Origin of the sequence: Micromonospora sp. WMMA1947 (genome assembly GCF_027497355.1) — a bacterium.
In the GTDB taxonomy this organism is placed as follows: domain Bacteria; phylum Actinomycetota; class Actinomycetes; order Mycobacteriales; family Micromonosporaceae; genus Micromonospora.
Genome location: NZ_CP114909.1, coordinates 4,631,074 through 4,647,228 on the forward strand (window position 1 = coordinate 4,631,074; position 16,155 = coordinate 4,647,228).

Annotated in this window: 16 protein-coding genes; 5 read left to right on the plus strand and 11 right to left on the minus strand. The window is 73.7% G+C overall.

What is annotated here, in order from left to right; genetic code table 11:
- Positions 1 to 28: 28 nt before the first annotated feature.
- Positions 29 to 439, plus strand: coding sequence for a type II toxin-antitoxin system Phd/YefM family antitoxin (locus O7604_RS21825; protein ID WP_269705616.1), 411 nt, complete (start codon positions 29 to 31; stop codon positions 437 to 439).
- A 45-nt stretch (positions 440 to 484) separates the two neighbouring features.
- On the opposite strand, the gene pgi is transcribed toward O7604_RS21825, so the two are convergent.
- Positions 485 to 2,119: a glucose-6-phosphate isomerase gene (gene pgi, locus O7604_RS21830; protein ID WP_281577588.1), complete on the minus strand. Its 1,635-nt coding sequence runs from the start codon at positions 2,117 to 2,119 to the stop codon at positions 485 to 487.
- Between the two features lie 244 nt (positions 2,120 to 2,363).
- On the opposite strand from pgi, the gene O7604_RS21835 reads away from it, so the two are divergent.
- From O7604_RS21835 to O7604_RS21845, 3 genes are all read left to right on the plus strand, one after another.
- Entirely contained in the window at positions 2,364 to 4,331 is a 1,968-nt protein-coding gene (locus tag O7604_RS21835) for an ABC transporter ATP-binding protein (RefSeq protein ID WP_281577589.1), read from the plus strand.
- 77 nt (positions 4,332 to 4,408) lie between these two features.
- Entirely contained in the window at positions 4,409 to 5,458 is a 1,050-nt protein-coding gene (locus O7604_RS21840) for an aldo/keto reductase (RefSeq protein WP_281577590.1), read from the plus strand.
- Between the two features lie 242 nt (positions 5,459 to 5,700).
- On the plus strand, positions 5,701 to 6,243 hold the full coding sequence (locus tag O7604_RS21845) for an RNA 2'-phosphotransferase (protein ID WP_281577591.1): 543 nt from the start codon (positions 5,701 to 5,703) through the stop codon (positions 6,241 to 6,243).
- A 7-nt stretch (positions 6,244 to 6,250) separates the two neighbouring features.
- Here O7604_RS21845 and O7604_RS21850 read toward each other — a convergent pair whose 3' ends face one another.
- The 6 genes from O7604_RS21850 to O7604_RS21875 all read right to left on the minus strand — a co-directional run bounded on the left by O7604_RS21850 (position 6,251) and on the right by O7604_RS21875 (position 12,176).
- The gene (locus O7604_RS21850; protein ID WP_269705621.1) at positions 6,251 to 7,534 is read right to left on the minus strand and encodes a sulfite oxidase; all 1,284 of its coding nucleotides are present in this window, start codon (positions 7,532 to 7,534) and stop codon (positions 6,251 to 6,253) included.
- A gap of 84 nt (positions 7,535 to 7,618) precedes the next feature.
- Positions 7,619 to 8,257, minus strand: coding sequence for a hypothetical protein (locus tag O7604_RS21855; protein ID WP_269705622.1), 639 nt, complete (start codon positions 8,255 to 8,257; stop codon positions 7,619 to 7,621).
- Entirely contained in the window at positions 8,254 to 9,660 is a 1,407-nt protein-coding gene (locus O7604_RS21860) for a selenium-binding protein SBP56-related protein (protein ID WP_281577592.1), read from the minus strand. Before O7604_RS21860 ends, O7604_RS21855 begins: the two co-directional genes overlap by 4 nt.
- Positions 9,661 to 9,676: 16 nt before the next feature.
- Positions 9,677 to 10,402, minus strand: coding sequence for an ABC transporter ATP-binding protein (locus tag O7604_RS21865; protein WP_281577593.1), 726 nt, complete (start codon positions 10,400 to 10,402; stop codon positions 9,677 to 9,679).
- Complete coding sequence (locus O7604_RS21870) at positions 10,375 to 11,211, minus strand: ABC transporter permease (RefSeq protein WP_281577594.1); 837 nt, start codon at positions 11,209 to 11,211, stop codon at positions 10,375 to 10,377. Before O7604_RS21870 ends, O7604_RS21865 begins: the two co-directional genes overlap by 28 nt.
- Entirely contained in the window at positions 11,208 to 12,176 is a 969-nt protein-coding gene (locus O7604_RS21875) for a sulfonate ABC transporter substrate-binding protein (protein WP_281577595.1), read from the minus strand. Before O7604_RS21875 ends, O7604_RS21870 begins: the two co-directional genes overlap by 4 nt.
- A gap of 143 nt (positions 12,177 to 12,319) precedes the next feature.
- Between O7604_RS21875 and O7604_RS21880 the strand changes: the two genes are divergently transcribed.
- Positions 12,320 to 13,486: an LLM class flavin-dependent oxidoreductase gene (locus O7604_RS21880; protein ID WP_281577596.1), complete on the plus strand. Its 1,167-nt coding sequence runs from the start codon at positions 12,320 to 12,322 to the stop codon at positions 13,484 to 13,486.
- Positions 13,487 to 13,612: 126 nt separating this feature from the next.
- Here O7604_RS21880 and O7604_RS21885 read toward each other — a convergent pair whose 3' ends face one another.
- The 4 genes from O7604_RS21885 to O7604_RS21900 all read right to left on the minus strand — a co-directional run bounded on the left by O7604_RS21885 (position 13,613) and on the right by O7604_RS21900 (position 16,136).
- Positions 13,613 to 14,122, minus strand: coding sequence for an NUDIX domain-containing protein (locus O7604_RS21885; RefSeq protein WP_269705629.1), 510 nt, complete (start codon positions 14,120 to 14,122; stop codon positions 13,613 to 13,615).
- A 40-nt stretch (positions 14,123 to 14,162) separates the two neighbouring features.
- On the minus strand, positions 14,163 to 14,723 hold the full coding sequence (locus O7604_RS21890; protein WP_281577597.1) for an NADAR family protein: 561 nt from the start codon (positions 14,721 to 14,723) through the stop codon (positions 14,163 to 14,165).
- Positions 14,724 to 15,132: 409 nt separating this feature from the next.
- Positions 15,133 to 15,774, minus strand: a complete 642-nt coding sequence (locus O7604_RS21895) for an SRPBCC family protein (RefSeq protein WP_281577598.1) — start codon at positions 15,772 to 15,774, stop codon at positions 15,133 to 15,135.
- The gene (locus O7604_RS21900) at positions 15,771 to 16,136 is read right to left on the minus strand and encodes a metalloregulator ArsR/SmtB family transcription factor (protein ID WP_269705632.1); all 366 of its coding nucleotides are present in this window, start codon (positions 16,134 to 16,136) and stop codon (positions 15,771 to 15,773) included. Before O7604_RS21900 ends, O7604_RS21895 begins: the two co-directional genes overlap by 4 nt.
- Between the last annotated feature and the right edge of the window lie 19 nt (positions 16,137 to 16,155).

Here is a 16,155-nt window from a genome sequence, read left to right on the forward strand (position 1 = left end):
TGTCGTACCCGGACGTGAACATGTGTCCATGGCTGTCCCCGCACTGGCCGACCGGTCCCCCCAGCCGCGCGCCCTGCCGCTGCGCGAGGTCCGCACCCGGCTCACCCAGCTCGTCTCCCTGGCCGAGCTGACCGACACCGTCACGCTCGTCACCCGCGACGGCGATCCGCGGCCGGTCGCCGCGATCGTGCCCGCGTCCGCCGCCCGCACCGGCGCCCAGGCCCGCGCCGACGCCGAACGCGTCGCCGCGATCAGCGCCGGATGGGCCCGCCGCCTGGAGGAGTTGCACCGCCAGTCCAGCCGGCGGCACGCCGCCGAGCTGCGGGCGCTGGCCGACGCGCTCGCCGAGGCGTGGGCCGAACTGGACCGCCGCGCCCCGGCCGGCGACGCCTCGCTGACCCGGCTGCGCGCGGCGCACGCCGATCTGCTGCGCCGCTGACCCGTGGCGTCCCGCCGGTCCGCGCGGGACGCCACGGGCAGGCGGTCAGCCGCGGCCGCGCTCGGCCCGGTAGCGGCGGATCAGCTCGGCGGTCGACGTGTCCACGTCGGCCAGGTCCGGGTCCGGCCCGGTGAGTTTCGGCGCGAGCTGGTTCGCCATGACCTTGCCCAGCTCCACGCCCCACTGGTCGAAGGCGTTGATGTCCCAGATCGCCGCCTCGGTGAACGTGATGTGCTCGTAGAGCGCGATCAGCTGGCCCAGCGTCGCCGGGGTGAGCTTCGGCGCCAGGATCGACGTGGTCGGGTGGTTGCCCGCCATCACCCGGTGCGGCACCACCTCGGGCGCGGTGCCCTCGGCCTCCACCTGCTCCCGGGTCCGCCCGAACGCCAGCGCGGCGGTCTGGGCGAAGAAGTTCGACATGAACAGGTCGTGCATGTCGCCCAGGTCGTGGTTGGGCCGGCTGAACGCGATGAAGTCCGCCGGGATCAGCCGGGTGCCCTGGTGGATGAGCTGGTAGAAGGCGTGCTGGCCGTTGGTGCCCGGCTCACCCCAGAAGATCTCCCCGGTCGGGTACGTCACGGGCGAGCCGTCGACGCGTACCGACTTGCCGTTGCTCTCCATGGTGAGCTGCTGCAGGTAGGCGGGGAACCGGTGCAGGTACTGCGAGTAGGGCAGCACCGCGTGGGTCTCCGCGCCGAGGAAGTCGGTGTACCAGATGTTGAGCAGGCCGAGCAGCGCCGGCACGTTGCGCTCGACCGGGGCGGACCGGAAGTACTCGTCGACCGCGTGGTAGCCGGCCAGCATCTCGCGGAACCGGTCCGGCCCGATCGCCAGCATGACCGACAGGCCGACCGCCGACGGCAGCGAGTAGCGTCCGCCCACCCAGTCCCAGAAGCCGAACATGTTCTCCGGGTCGATGCCGAAGTCCCGGACCCGCTGCTCATTGGTGCTGACCGCGACGAAGTGCCGCGCCACCGCGTCGTCGTCCGCGTCCAGCCCGGCGAGCAGCCAGCGCCGCGCCTGGTCGGCGTTGGCGAGCGTCTCCTGCGTGGAGAACGTCTTGGACACCACGACGAACAGGGTGCTCGCCGGATCCAGGTCGGCGGTCTTGTCGTGGATGTCGGTCGGGTCGATGTTCGACACGAACCGGCAGCTGATTCCCGCGTCCCGGTACGCCTTCAGCGCCTCGTACGCCATCACCGGCCCGAGGTCGGAGCCGCCGATGCCGATGTTCACCACTGTGGTGATCCGCTCGCCGGTGTGGCCGCGCCACGAGCCGGAGCGCACCCGCTGCGCGAACGCCGACATGCGGTCCAGCACGGCGTGCACGTCGGCGACCACGTCCTGGCCGTCCACGGTGAGCGACGCGTCCGCCGGCAGGCGCAGCGCGGTGTGCAGCACGGCCCGGTCCTCGGTGACGTTGATGTGCCGGCCGGCGAACATGGCCGCGATCCGGTCGGTCAGCCCGACCCGCTCGGCCAGCGCGCCGAGCAGCGCGATCGTCTCGTCGGTGACCAGGTGCTTGCTGTAGTCCACGTGCAGGTCGGCGACCTCACCGGTGAGCCGCTCACCCCGCTGCCCGTCGGCGGCGAACAGGTCGCGCAGGTGCGTGCCGCGCATCGCCTCGGCGTGCTTGCGCAGCGCCTGCCATTCGTCGGTGGTGGTGACGTCCACAGCCATCGGGTCGATCTTCTCCTTCACGACGGGCGGTCGGCCGGCCTGCGCCGGCGAACCCCACAAGCCTGCCACCCGGACCGGTCGCGCGCGACGCGACCCGGCGGTGAGCACCGTGCGGGCCGGACTTTCCGGCCGCCGCGGCGGGACACGCCCTTGGGACATCTGTACGACACGCCGGTCACTGAGTGACATGTATCGATTGCGGAACGTAAGCTCCGGAATCGTCGGCTTACCGGAGGAGGCACGGATGGCAGCGGTTTTCGGTCCTCGGCGCCCCTCGGACGAGCACCCGCCGGACGAGCCCGCCACGGCCGGGAGCGCGGCGGGCGACGAGTCACCGCTGCCGGAGTTGGCGGACGGGCACTGGATGAACCGTGCCACCGAGTTCGCCCACACCAGCTTCTGGTCGGTGGCGCGCCGGCTGCCCGCCCTCGTGCGCGAGGCCATCGGCCTGGCCTGGGCGACCAGCCGCCGGGACACGCTCGCCTCGATCGGGCTCAACGTGGTCGCCGGCCTGCTCACCACCTTCGGCCTGCTCGCCACCACCGGCGTGCTCCAGCAGCTCTTCGCCGCCGGGCCGACACCGGACCGGATCCGGGCGGCCCTGCCCGCGTTGCTGCTCGCGGCCGCCGCCGTGACGGCCCGGGGAGCGCTGACCGTCGCCGCCGGCTGGGCGCAGGCGCGGCTCATCCCGCAAATCAACTACCAGGTGGAACTCCGGCTGTTCGAGGCGACCACCGCTGTGGAACTCGCCGCGTTCGACGACGCCGGTTTCGCCGAGGAGATGGATCGTGCCCGGGACCGGGGCATGGCCGAGGCCGCGTCGATCGTGGACCACACCGTGAACCTGGTGACCGGTGTCGTGGGTGTGCTGGCCACCGCCGCTGCGGTCACCGTCATCCAGCCCGTCCTGCTGCCGTGCCTGCTGCTCGCCGCGGTGCCCGAGGCCGTCACCGCGGTCAAGCTGGCGCGGCGGCAGTACCTGGCGTTGCTGGCCTGGATCACCCGTCGCCGCCGGATGTTCATGCTGGCCCGGTTGATGGCCGACCGGCACACGGCCGCCGAGATCCGTGCCTACCAGATGCGGGACTTCCTGCTCGCCGAGTACCACCGGATGATGACCGTGGAGACACAGGCCCAGCTCCGGCTGGCCCGTTCGCAGACCGTCACCCGAGGACTCGGCCTGTCGGTGACCGGGGTGGCCGCGTTCGCGGTCTACGCCGTACTGGGCGGGCTGCTGATGGGCGGCGTGGTGGCGCTGGCGGCGGCGGCCACCGCGCTGCTCGCGCTCCAGTCCGCGCGGACGAGCCTGCGCACGGCGGTCTTCGCCACCAACTCGCTCTACGAGGACGCCCTCTACTACCAGGACTACCGCGACTTCCTCGACCGGGCGGCGCGGCGGATCCCGGCCGGCGGGCACCTGCGCGTCGACGGGTTCGAGCGCATCGATGTCGACCGGGTCAGCCTGCGCTACCCGGACACCGAGAGCGCGGCGGTCGACGAGGTCAGCCTGACGGTACGGCGGGGTGAGGTGATCGCGCTGGTGGGGGAGAACGGCTCCGGCAAGACCACGCTCGCCAAGCTGATCGCCGGCCTCTACCGGCCCACCGGCGGCACGATCCGCTGGGACGGCGTGGACGCCGCCGACCTGGACCCACGGCAGACCGCCGCCCAGGTCGCGGTGATGAGCCAGGACTGGTGGAAGTTCCCGTTCACCGCCCGGCAGAACATCCGCGTCGGCCGCCACGACCGCGCCGGCGGGGCCGGCCCCAGCGTGGAGACCGCCGCCCGGGACGCCGCCGCGCACGACATGATCAGCGAGTTGCCGTTCGGGTACGACACGCTGCTGGACCGGCAGTTCAAGAACGGGCAGGACCTGTCCGGCGGGCAGTGGCAGCGGCTGGTGGCCGCCCGCGGTCTCTACCGCGACGCCCGGCTGCTGATCTGCGACGAGCCGTCCGCCGCCCTGGACGCGCGTGCCGAGCACGCCCTCTTCCAGCACCTGCGGCGGCACCCCGACCGGGCCGTGGTGCTGATCACCCACCGGCTCGCGAACGTCCGGCACGCCGACCGGATCTTCGTCATGGACCACGGCCGGCTCGTGCAGTCGGGCGACCACGACACGTTGATGGCCCAGGGCGGGCTCTACCGGGAACTGTTCGAGTTGCAGGCCGCCGGCTACCTCGCGGGCAGCGCGGAGCCTGCCGACGGTTGACCTCCAGCGCACTCGAACTCCTACCGTGACCGGACCGCGCGCCACCCGGCCGGCGCGGTGCACACCAGGGAGTTCACATGCGCTATCGCGTCCTCGGCGGCACCGGCATCGAGGTCAGCGTCCACTGCCTCGGCACCATGATGTTCGGCGCGGTCGGCAACCCCGACCACGACGACTGCGCCCGGATCCTCCACGCCGCACTCGACCGTGGAGTCAACTTTGTGGACACCGCCGACATGTACTCGGCCGGCGAGTCGGAGGAGATCGTCGGCAAGGCCCTGCGCGGCCGGCGCGACGACGTGGTGCTCGCCACGAAGGTGCACTTCCCCATGGGGGAGGGGCCCAACCGGGGCGGTAACTCGCGACGCTGGATCGTCCGGGCGGTCGAGGACAGCCTGCGCCGGCTGGGCACCGACTGGATCGATCTCTACCAGGTGCACCGTCCCGACCACACCACCGACGTCGAGGAGACGCTCGGCGCGCTCACCGACCTGGTCCGGGCCGGGAAGATCCGCGCGTTCGGCTGCTCGACCTTCCCGGCCGAGGAGATCGTCGAGGCGCACCACGTCGCCGAGCGGCGTGCGCTGGGCCGCTTCCGCACCGAGCAGCCGCCGTACTCGATCCTGGCGCGCGGCATCGAGGCGTCGGTGCTGCCGGTGTGCCGCCGCTACCGGATGGGTGTGCTGGTGTGGAGCCCGCTGGCCTCCGGGTTCCTGTCCGGCCGGTACCGGCAGGGCCGGCCCGTCGACCTCGGCGCCGGCCGCCCGGCGCTGACCCCGGCCCGGTTCGACCCGGCGCTGCCGGGCAACACCGCGAAGTACGCCGCCGTCGAGGAACTGGTCGCGCTCGCCGACGAGGTGGGCTGCACGCTGCCGCAGCTCGCCGTGGCGTTCACCGCCGTGCACCCGGCGGTCACGTCGACCATCATCGGACCGCGCACGATGGACCAGTTGGACGCGCTGCTCGCCGGGGCGGAGCTGACGCTCGACGACGCGGTGCTGGACCGCATCGACGAGATCGTCCCGCCCGGCACCAACCTCTACCAGCCCGACGGCGCCTGGTCCCCGCCCACCCTGACCGACCCGTCCCACCGCCGCCGTCCCCTCCCAGCCCGAGCCGCCGCCTGACCCGTCCCGCCCACCCGCCCCCGTCGCGCTCCCTCCCCGCCCTCCGCTCCCCACCCGCACCCCTCGCCGTCGATCATGGACTTCCGGCCCCGGCAAACAGCGCAATCCGGACACCCGAGGGGCAGAAACCGCAAGATCGACGGGGGCGGGGGGCAGGCGGGGCAGGGCAGGCGGGGCGGGCTGGGGGAGGGGCGGGTGGGAACTGCGTCGACACAAGAAGGGTGCGGCTCCACACTGGGCGGGTGGAACATCGCGATCTTGTCCGGGTGAGCAAGCGGCTGTCGCTGGCGTTGCGGCACCGGCCCGACGCGTTCGGGTTGCGGCTCGACCGGGCGGGCTGGGTGCCCGTGGCCGATGTGCTCGCCGGGCTGGGGATCAGCCGCGCCCAGTTGGACGCCGTGGTCGCCGGCAACGACAAGCAGCGCTTCGCGGTCGAGACCGGCCCGGACGGGGCCGACCGGATCCGCGCCAACCAGGGGCATTCCGTCCCGGTCGACCTGGGCCTCACCCCGGCCGCGCCGCCGCCCCGGCTGTTCCACGGCACCGGCGAGGCCGTGCTGGACGCGATCCGGGCGCAGGGGCTGCGCCGGGGCGGGCGGCACCACGTACACCTGTCGCCTAATGTGGCGACGGCCCGGCGCGTCGGCGCGCGCCGCGGCGACGCGGTGGTGGTGCTGACGGTGGACGCGGCGGCGATGGCCGAGGCCGGGTACCTGTTCTACCGCTCGGCGAACGGGGTGTGGCTCACCGACACGGTGCCGCCGCCCTACCTCGGCACCACCTGAGCGGCGGTCAGCAGGCGGTCACCGGGTGGGCGACCACGGCGTCGAACAGGTACGCGAGGTCGTTCGGCGCGGCCCGGTCGGGCTGGACGGCGCCGGTGCTGTCGGTGGCGCGGGCGCGCAGGACGTGCCGCCCGGCGGTCGCCGGGCACCAGCGGACGGTCCAGCGCTGCCAGGCGCCGCCCCGGTCGGCGGCGACCAGGTCGGCCGGGCGCCATCCGTCGCCGGTGTCCACCTCGACGTGCGCGATCGGGCCGTTGCCGGACCAGGAACGACCGGTCAGCAGCACCTCCTCGCCGGCCGGCACCCGCGCGTCCCAGGGCAGCTCGAACGCGCTGCGCACCGGCTGGGCGGTGAGCACGGTGCCGTCGGCCGGGTGGCCGGGGCCGAACATCCGGTAGAACTGGGTGTTCCACGGCGAGAACAGCGGCGTGGTGGAGACCTCGATCGCGCCCACCCACTTGATCGAGGAGATGCCGACCCAGCCGGGCACCACGACCCGCACCGGGAAGCCGTGGTCGGCTGGGAGCGGCTCGCCGTTCATCTCGTACGCCAGCAGCACGTCGTCGAGCGCCTTGGCGACCGGCATCGGACGGCGTACCCGGCCGAGGTTGACCCCGCCGGAGACGTAGTCCGGGTCGAGGCCCTCGGGCATCACGTCGACCGCCTCGTCGCGCAGCCCGGCCAGGCGCAGCACCGTGCCGAGCCGCACGCCCCGCCACCGGGCGACGCCGACGCTGCCGAGTCCCCACGCTACGCCCGGGGTGGGCTCGTCCTGCTGCTCGGCGAAGTAGCGGCGCCCGTTGCCGGCGCACTCCAGCAGCGCCGCGTGCTCCTCGGCGGGCAGCCGGCGCAGCTCGTCGAGGTCGAACTCGACCGGATTGTCGCGGGTCGGCGCGCCGCGCAGGCCGTCGCCGAACAGGCGCAGCCGCCAGGTGGCCGCGTCCAGGTGCGGGGTGACCGTGTGGTTGCGGACGAAGAAGCGGTCGGTCGGGACCACGTACCCCTGGCCGGCCATCGACGGCCAGCGCATCTCGGCGTTGGTGTCCAGCGGGCGCAGCAGCTCCGGCGGCAGCGGCTTGACGATCGGCGCGCCGGGGTCGACGCCGACCGGCGCGGGTGCCACCGCGACCGGCTCGCGCTCCGCGGCGGCGGCGGTCACCGCGGCCATCGCCGCGCCCACCTCCAGCAGCCGCTCGCGGTCGACGCCCGGCCCGTGCGCCTGCCCGGCGAGCCACTGCCGGCTCCGGTCGGCGTCGTGGACGGCTTCGGCGGGGGACGGGGACTGAGTCACGGCTGACCTCCGGGGTGGGCGACGCTGCCTTTCCTATTCAACCAGTAGGACTTCTCATCGATCCATCCCAGGTGGGCGGCAACGTCACGCCGCACCGATCAGCGTCACCACACCGGCCGCCACGAGCACCCCGGCCCAGAGCCGGTCGACGTTGAACCAGGCGCGGCGCAGCACACCGACGCCGAGCACCTCGTACACAGCCACGGCCACGGCCAGCGCGACGCCGAGCATGGCGGCGGTGTGCACGGCCGCGGCGAGCAGGCCGGTCAGCGCCCCGGCCGGCGCGGCGGCGAGGTGCCCGGCGTGCGGGCCTCCGCCGGCCGCCGGTTCGGCGAGCAGCACCGGCAGCAGCATCAGGCCCGCGCCGTGCGCCGCCGACATCAGGAACGACCAGGCGGTGAGCTGCGCCGCCGACAGCCGCATCCCGGCCCACCGGAAGTGCCGCTCGGACAGCAGCCGCCACAGCCCGAACCCGACCAGCAGCACCCCGCCGGTCACCGCGACCAGGGTGCTCGCGGTGACCGACCGGGTGGCGCTCACCAGCGCGGCGACCACCGCCACCGACGCCAGGTGACCGGCGGCGATCGGCGGCAGGGCCGCCAGCAGCGCCGCCCGGCGGCGCTCCTGCAGGCCCCGGGCCACCGCGAACAGCCACCCCATCGCCGGGTTCAGGCCGTGGAACGCGCCGAGGCCGGCCAGCGCCGCCCAGGTCGCGCCGGTCACGGGAAGCAGTACGAGTCGGACGAGGCGTCGCCGCCCTGCAACCGGGTCTGGTGCACGCGCAGGCCGCGGAACTCCTCGCCGCGCGGGAAGAACCGCGGGTCCGGTACGAGGCCGCCGCTGTCCGGGTCGACGTCCAGCTTCGCCACCCAGGCGCCCACGCCGTCGGGGTAGAACTGGTCGTCCCAGGCGCCGTAGAGGGAGTTGCTGACGTAGACGCGCCGGCCGTCGCGGCTGATCTCGACCATCTGCGGGCCGCCGGCCAGTGGCTCGTCCGGGTACGCCGGGTGCGGGGTGCGGTTGACGATGCCGCCCAGGCGCACCGAGCCGGCGCGTACCGGGTGGAACGGGTCGCTGACGTCGTAGCGGATCAGTTCGCCGGTGCCCCAGCAGGAGACGTGCAGGAACCTGTCGTCCACCGACAGGTCGATGTCGGTGACCAGCGGCGGTACCGCCCCGAACGGTTTGAGCAGGTCCGGCAGGTCGTCCGGGTCGGCCGGTTCGGCCGGGATGTCGATCACCTTGGTGACAGCCCAGGTGCCGCCGTCGCGGTGCCACAGCCAGATCGAGGCGGACAGGTCCTCGACGCTGATCACCACGCCGACGAAGCCGTACGACTTCGTCGGGTCGTGCGCGGGGCGCAGCTCCAGCGGCATCTGGTACTGCTCGCCGAGGTCGACGCGCTGCACGTGCCGGCGCCTCGCCAGGTCCCAGAAGTGGATCGCGTGCCCGTACCGGCGCCCCAGCAGCAGCTCACCGATGATGCCGTCCTCGATCATCGACGGCGTGCCCCACTCGCTGGTGACCAGCACGTCCTGCGTGTAGTGCCACCAGAAGTCGTACGCCAGGAACTGCGGCCCCCGGTCGGCCTCCCACGCGCCGCGTACCTCGAACGTGGTGTGGTCGAGCACGGCGATGCCGCCCGGCCCCTCCTGCCCGTCGGCGCCGCCGAGCGCGGAGACGTAGATGCCGTCCGGCCCGCAGTGCACGGTGTGCGGGCGGGAGTACCCGGCGCGCTCACCCAGCTCCTTCGCCTCGATCACCTTGACCAGGTTCGGCCGGCGCGGGTCGGGCTTGGTGTCCAGCACGTGGATCCGGGACGAGCGCAGGCCCGGCACGATCAGGTAGCGGCGTTCCACGTGCGGGTGCGGCGCGGTCGGGCAGAGCGCGCTGCTGCACGCGTTCCACCCGAAGTGGTGCAGTTCGTCGCCGGTGTTCGGCAGCTCGGTCCAGCCCACCACCCGGCCGTACGAGTCGGAGTCCGGGTCGGTGTCGAGCACCGCGATGGCGTCGGGGCGCTGTCCGGCGCGGTCGAACGCGGCGACGTACGCGAGCTTCTCGGCCGGCGCGGCGGCGGCGAGCGCGGGGGAGGGGTAGAAGGTCGGGTCGGGTGTCCAGCGGGTCATCTGTTCTCCCTCGTTCTCAGCCGGCGGGTACGCCGAGGCGGTCGAGCAGGTGGCGGCGCAACGCGCCGAGGGCCGGGTCGTCGGGGCTCGGGGACGGGCCGAGGCGTACCGGCACCTCCTCGGCGATCACGCCGTCGTCGAGGAGCAGGACGCGGTCGGCGAGCAGCAGCGCCTCCTCCACGTCGTGGGTGACGAGCAGCGCGGCGAAGCCGTGCTGGGCGCGCAGCCGCCGCAGCAGCCCCTGCATGCGCAACCGGGTCAGCGCGTCGAGCGCGCCGAACGGCTCGTCCAGCAGCAGCAGGTCCGGTTCGCGGACCAGCGCGCGGGCCACCGCGACGCGCTGCGCCTGCCCGCCGGACAGCTCGGCCGGCCAGGCCCGGCCCCGGTCGGCGAGCCCGACCTCGGCCAGCGCGCGGCCGACCCGGCCGGTCACGTCCGGCCCGGCCAGGCCGAGCGCCACGTTGTCCGCCACCCGCTTCCACGGCAGCAGCCGGTGCTCCTGGAAGACCACGGCCGCCGTGCCGTGCACCGCGTACTCGCCACCGGCGTCGCCGTCGAGCCCGGCGAGCACCCGTAGCAGCGTGCTCTTGCCGGAGCCGCTGCCGCCGAGCAGCGCCACCGTCTCCCCGGCGGCGATGGTCAGGTCTACCCCGGCGAGCACCACCGCCGGGCCGAAGGAGCGGGTCACCGCGCGTGCGGTGAGCACCGGCCCGGTCAGGTCGCCCGCAGTCCGCGTCGCCACGCCAGCGTCCTCCTCTCCGCGTATCGGATGAGCAGGTCGGAGGCCAGCCCCAGCAACGCGTAGATGAGCAGGCCGAGCACCACCACGTCGGTCTGGCTGAACTCGCGCGCCTCCATCATCAGGAAGCCGACGCCGGTCTGCGCGTTCACCTGCTCGCCGACGACCAGGCTGAGCCAGGCCGCGCCGATGGCCAGCCGCAGCCCGAGGAACAGCGCGGGCAGCGCGCCGGGCAGCACCACGTGCCGCAGCCGGGCCGCCGCGCCGAGACCACAGGTGCGCGCCGCCTCCACCAGGCGTTCGTCGATGTCGCGGATGCCGGCGTACGTGTTGAAGTAGATCGGGAAGAACGCGCCGAGCGCGACCAGCGTGACCTTCAGCGACTCGCCGATGCCGACCCAGATGATCAGCAGCGGGACCAGGCCCAGGTGCGGCAGCATCCGGGCCATCTGCACCGGCGGGTCGACCATGTCGTCACCGAGGCGCAGCAGCCCGGCCGCCGCGCCGAGCACCAGCGCCAGGCCGCCGCCGATGAGCAGGCCGAGCGCGGCGCGGGTGAGGGAGTCGAGCAGGTGCACGCCGAGCGTGCCGTCGCGCGCCAGCCGCCACCCGGTCGCCAGCACCGCGCTGGGCGCGGGCAGCTTCTCCGGGGCGAGCAGCCCGGTCCGCGCGGCGACCTCCCACCCCAGCACCAGCACGACCGGGCTCACCGCGCGCCGCCACCGCCGCGAGGCGCGGGCCCGCGACCGCCGCGGCGTCGCCCGATCGGGTACGACCGCGGGGGCGGCCTCGGCCAGCGCCGGACCGCTCACTGGAACGCCTCGTTGAACCGGCCGTCCACCCGCCCGGCGATGTCGACTGGTCCGGGTACGAGCTTCAGCTCCACGAAACTGTCCGCGATGGCCTGCAGCTCGGCGCCGATCTCCGGGGTGACCGGGGCGAGCGGCTTGGCGCTGCGGTTCAGCGCGCGGGTGGTCACGTCGAGCGGGATCTTCAGCTCTGGTGCGAGGACGGCGGCCCGCTCGGCCGGGTTGGCGATGCCCCAGTCGGTGGTCTGCCGGTACGTGTTCAGGAACGCCCGTACGTCGTCGGTGCGGTTCTTGACCGCGTCCGGGGCGGCCAGCACGTACTCGCGGTTGCCGGCCAGGCCGGTGGCGTCGGCCAGTACCCGTACGCCCGGCTGTTCGGCCAGCGCGAAGTAGGGATCCCAGATGATCCACGCGTCGACCTGCCCGTTGTCGAACGCGGGCCGCCCCTCGGCGGGCTTGAGGTACTTCACGTTGATGTCGGCGAGCGTCATCCTGTTGGCCTCCAGCAGCTTCACCAGCAGCCAGTGCACGTTGGAGCCCTTGTTCAGCGCGACCGTCTTCCCGCGCAGGTCGGCAAATCCACGATACGGGCTGTCCGCCTTGACCAGCACCGCCTCGCCCTGCGGAATCGGCGCCGACGTGCCGATCACGGAGAACGGGATCTTCCCGGCGGCGGCGAACACCGGCGGCGCCTCGCCGACCTGACCGATGTCGATCGAGCCGGCCTTGAGCGCCTCGGTCAGCGCCGGGCCGCTCTCGAACAGCGACCAGGTGACGTTCTTCGCGTCGCCGCGTGCCTTGACCAGGCTGAGCCCGCCGAAGCGCTGGTAGCCGATCCGCAGCGGGCCGTCGCCGCCGCTGGCGTCGGCCGCCTCGCCGCCGCAGGCCGTCAGCGCCGTCGCGGCGAGCAGCGCGAGGGTGGTGAGCAGCGCGGCCAGCGGCCGGCGGCGCGATCTGGGGGTACGCATGGCGACTCCTCGGGGAGGGATGGGCCCGGCCGTCGGCGGGCGACAGCAACCTACCAACCCGATAGGTTTTATGGGTAGGGTGTCGGCGTGGTCGTCCCACCACTCAGGAGGCGACCCGTCCCATCCCGCACCGGAGGTACACGATGTCGCTCACCTTCCACTGGTTCCTGCCGACCTACGGCGACAGCCGGGACATCGTGGGCGGCGGCCACGGCGTACCGGTCGGCACCGCCGGTGGCGCCCGGCCCGCGAGCGTCGCGTACCTGGGACAGATCGCCCGCACCGCCGAGCAGCTCGGCTTCGCCGGTGCGCTCACCCCCACCGGCGCCTGGTGCGAGGACGCCTGGCTGACCACCGCCATGCTCACCGAGGTGACCGAGCGGCTGAAGTTCCTCGTCGCGTTCCGGCCCGGCCTGCTCTCACCCACCCTCGCCGCGCAGATGGCGTCCACGTTCCAGCGCCTGTCCGGCGGGCGGCTGCTGCTCAACGTGGTCACCGGCGGCGAGTCCGCCGAGCAGCGGGCGTACGGCGACTTCCTGGACAAGGACGCCCGCTACGCGCGTACCGACGAGTTCCTGCACGTGGTGCGGGCGCTGTGGCGCGGCGAGACGGTCGACCACGACGGCGCCCACGTGCGGGTCGAGGGCGCCCGGCTCAGCCGGGTGCCCGACCCGGTGCCGCCCGTCTACTTCGGCGGGTCCTCCGGCGCGGCCGGTCCGGTGGCGGTCCGGCACAGCGACGTGTACCTGACCTGGGGCGAGCCGCCCGCGCAGGTGGCCGGCAAGCTGGACTGGATCCGCGGGCTCGCCGCCGAGGCCGGTCGCGAACTGCGCTACGGCATCCGGCTGCACGTGATCAGCCGCGACACCGCCGAGGAGGCGTGGGCCCAGGCCCGCAAGCTGCTCGACGGCATCCCCGAGGCCGACGTACGCGCGGTGCAGGACGGGCTGCGGCGCAGCGAGTCCGAGGGGCAGCGGCGGATGCTCGACCTGCACGGCGGCTCCCGCGACGGGCTGGAGGTCTCACCGAACCTGTGGGCCGGATTCGGGCTGGTACGCGGCGGCGCGGGCACCGCACTCGTGGGCAGCCACACCGAGGTCGCCGACCGGATCGCCGAGTACCACGCGCTCGGCCTGGACGAGTTCATCCTCTCCGGCCACCCGCACCTGGAGGAGGCGTACTGGTTCGGCGAGGGCGTCCTGCCGATCCTGCGGCGGCGCGGGCTGTGGCGGCACCCGGCGGGTGAGCCCGTAGTCGAGGCACCGGCCGCCGTGCCGTTCTCACCCCAGCCCGTCCCGGCCCGCGGCTGACCGCGCCGCGCCCTTTACCGGGCCGGGCGTGCCGGGCCGTCCGGCGCTGCCGGATCGGTCGCGGTCAGGGTCGGTCGCTGCCCGGGTCGGCTCGGTCAGGGTCGAGCGCTGCCCGGGTCGCCTCCGTCAGAGCGGGCGTTGACCGGCGAGGAAGTCGGCGAGCACCCGGGTGTGGGTGGAGAAGGCCAGCTCGACCGGATCGGTGAGCACCAGCCACTCGGTGGCCTCCTCGGTCGGCGCCGACGGCGGCAGGTCACCGACCGGCCGCTCGGGCAGCACGCCGAAGACCATCATGGTGCCGCCCGCCGGGGCGCCGTGCACCGCGAACAGCCGCGCCTCCCCGGCCTCCGCCAGCAGCCCGGTCTCCTCGCGCAGCTCCCGCACGAGCGCCTCGGACCACTCCTCGCCGTACTCGATGAAGCCGCCCGGCAACGCGAGCTGCCCCCGAGCCGGTTCGATGTCGCGGCGCACGACCACCACGCCGACACCCTGGGGCGTACGGACCGGCAGCACCGCCACCGCCACCGGCAACGGATTGCGCCACACCGTCTCGCCGCAGGAGGAGCAGACGCGCGGCCACCCGGCACCCGCCGGGTAGGCCGCGCCGCAGAACGAGCAGTGCGAGTACGCGGTCACGCCGCAGCACGTTACCCGCATCGCCGGCGCGATCCAGGCGTCACCCCCTCGGGCCGGCGAGCCGGGCGCGGGCCTCCATCAGGGCGAACCCGAGCAGGTTGCCGCCCCGCCAGGTCGCCGGGTCGGCGGCGCGCGGGTCGTCGGCGGTCAGGCCGATGCCCCAGACCCGGTCGGTCGGGCTGGCCTCCACCAGCACCCGGTCGCCGGTGCCGAGCAGGAACCGCCGCAACGCCTCGTCCTGCGAGAACTTGGCGACGCTGCTGGCCACCACGACCTCGTAGCGGCGGGCCACCCAGGTCGCCTCGTCGAAGTCGCGGACCTGCCGGCCGAGCGCCTTGGCCCGGTGCGGATGCCCGGCGGCCAGCACCCGCTCGGCGATCGCGTGGTCGCCGAAGAGGGTGGCCTTGTGCCACATCATCCAGTGCTCGGCGGTGGCGAACTCGCGTCCGTCCACCGTGAACGCAGATGGCCACCACTGGCTCAGGCAACTCGCGCCGACGCTGCCGTCACGCCGTGGCCGGTGCCCCCAGAAGTGCAGGTACGTGAACGTCTGACCGGCCTGGAGGGCGGCAGTCAGGTCGGCGACGGTACGGATCGACATGCCCCGCAGTCTGCCCCACCCCACCGACATCCCACCGCCACTTTTCGCCCCGGACAAGGCACCTGCGCCCCCGACAACGCGCCACTCTGCCGCCTCTCGTCACCGACGTTGCCCGAAGCCCGTCTCCTGCCCGCCGCGCAGGGGCGGTATCCCACGTTGAAGGAAGCGCGTTCCGCATCCCGGGACCGAGGGAGATCTTGGTAGCAACAGGCCCCTATGAGGGCCCTTTGCTACCAAGATCTCAAAGAGCCCGGCGGGGAGCCGCCAGGGCGGCCGGTCAAGCGTGTCATGGGACACCCCGCCCCTTGTTGATCTTGCACTTTGGTGCCCCGCAATCCGGGTGAAAACGGCCATCGCAGGGGCCCGAACTGCAAGATCGGCGAGGAGGGGCGGGGGCGGCAGGGCGGGGTCAGGGCGTGGGGGAGCCGGTGTAGAAAGCCTGTACGCGGGCGCCTGCGGCGTGCGCCTCCTCGGCGGGAGTGCCGGCGGCCATGCTTGCCTCGGTCCAGCTCCCGCTGGACTCGGTGACGAAACGACGGCCCTCGTCCGAAGCCATCCAGTCGGCTGCGGCGGCCGGGTCGACGCCCTCGCCGGCGGCGGCGAAGTGGGAGGTCAGCCCGACCAGGGCCAGGTCCCAGCCGATGCCGACAGCGCCCGGGCCGTACTCGGCCCACCGCTGGTCGTCGACGTGCGCGACATGTTCCAGCTCGAAGCGGGTACGCCCCGGACCGGCCTCGCGCAGCCGCACCTCGATCCAGCTCACCTCGTCGCCGAACTCCCAGGTGGCGGCGAAGCCGTGCGGCGGGTCGCAGCGTTCGACGGTGCCGCCGGCGTTGCCCTCCAGTTGGTACCGGCCGCCGAGCCTCAGGTCACCGGAGACCGGCAGGAACCAGCGGGGTATCCGTTCCGGGTTGGTGCAGGCGTCGAAGACGTCGGCGACGGGCGCGTCGTACGTCTGGGCGATGGTGAGCACCCGCGCCTGCCCGGCGGGCAGCGTACGGTCGCCGATGCGGCGCTCGACGGCGCTGATCTGTCCGGTCACGTCGATCACGGTTCGGTCCTCTCGTCGTCTGTGGTGTTCTCGCGCAGCCGTCGTTCGCGGCGGCCCCGGGCCAGTTCGGTGGCGAGCGCCGCCAGGGGCGGGGTCCAGAAGCGGCGGAACCCGTCCAGCCACGCGTCGATGTCGCGCAGCGGGGCGGGGTCCACGGCGTAGAGGCGGCGGGTGCCCTCGGCGCGCACGGTGGTGAAGCCGTGCTCGCGCAGCACCTTGAGGTGCTGGGAGACGGCCGGCTGGCTGATGCCGAACTCGCGGCGCACGGTCTCGCCGAGCACGCCGGCCGGTTGCTCGCCGTCGGCGAGCAGTTCCAGGATCCGGCGGCGGACCGGGTCGCCGAGGACGTCGAAGGCGTGCACCACACCTTTGTATCAGACC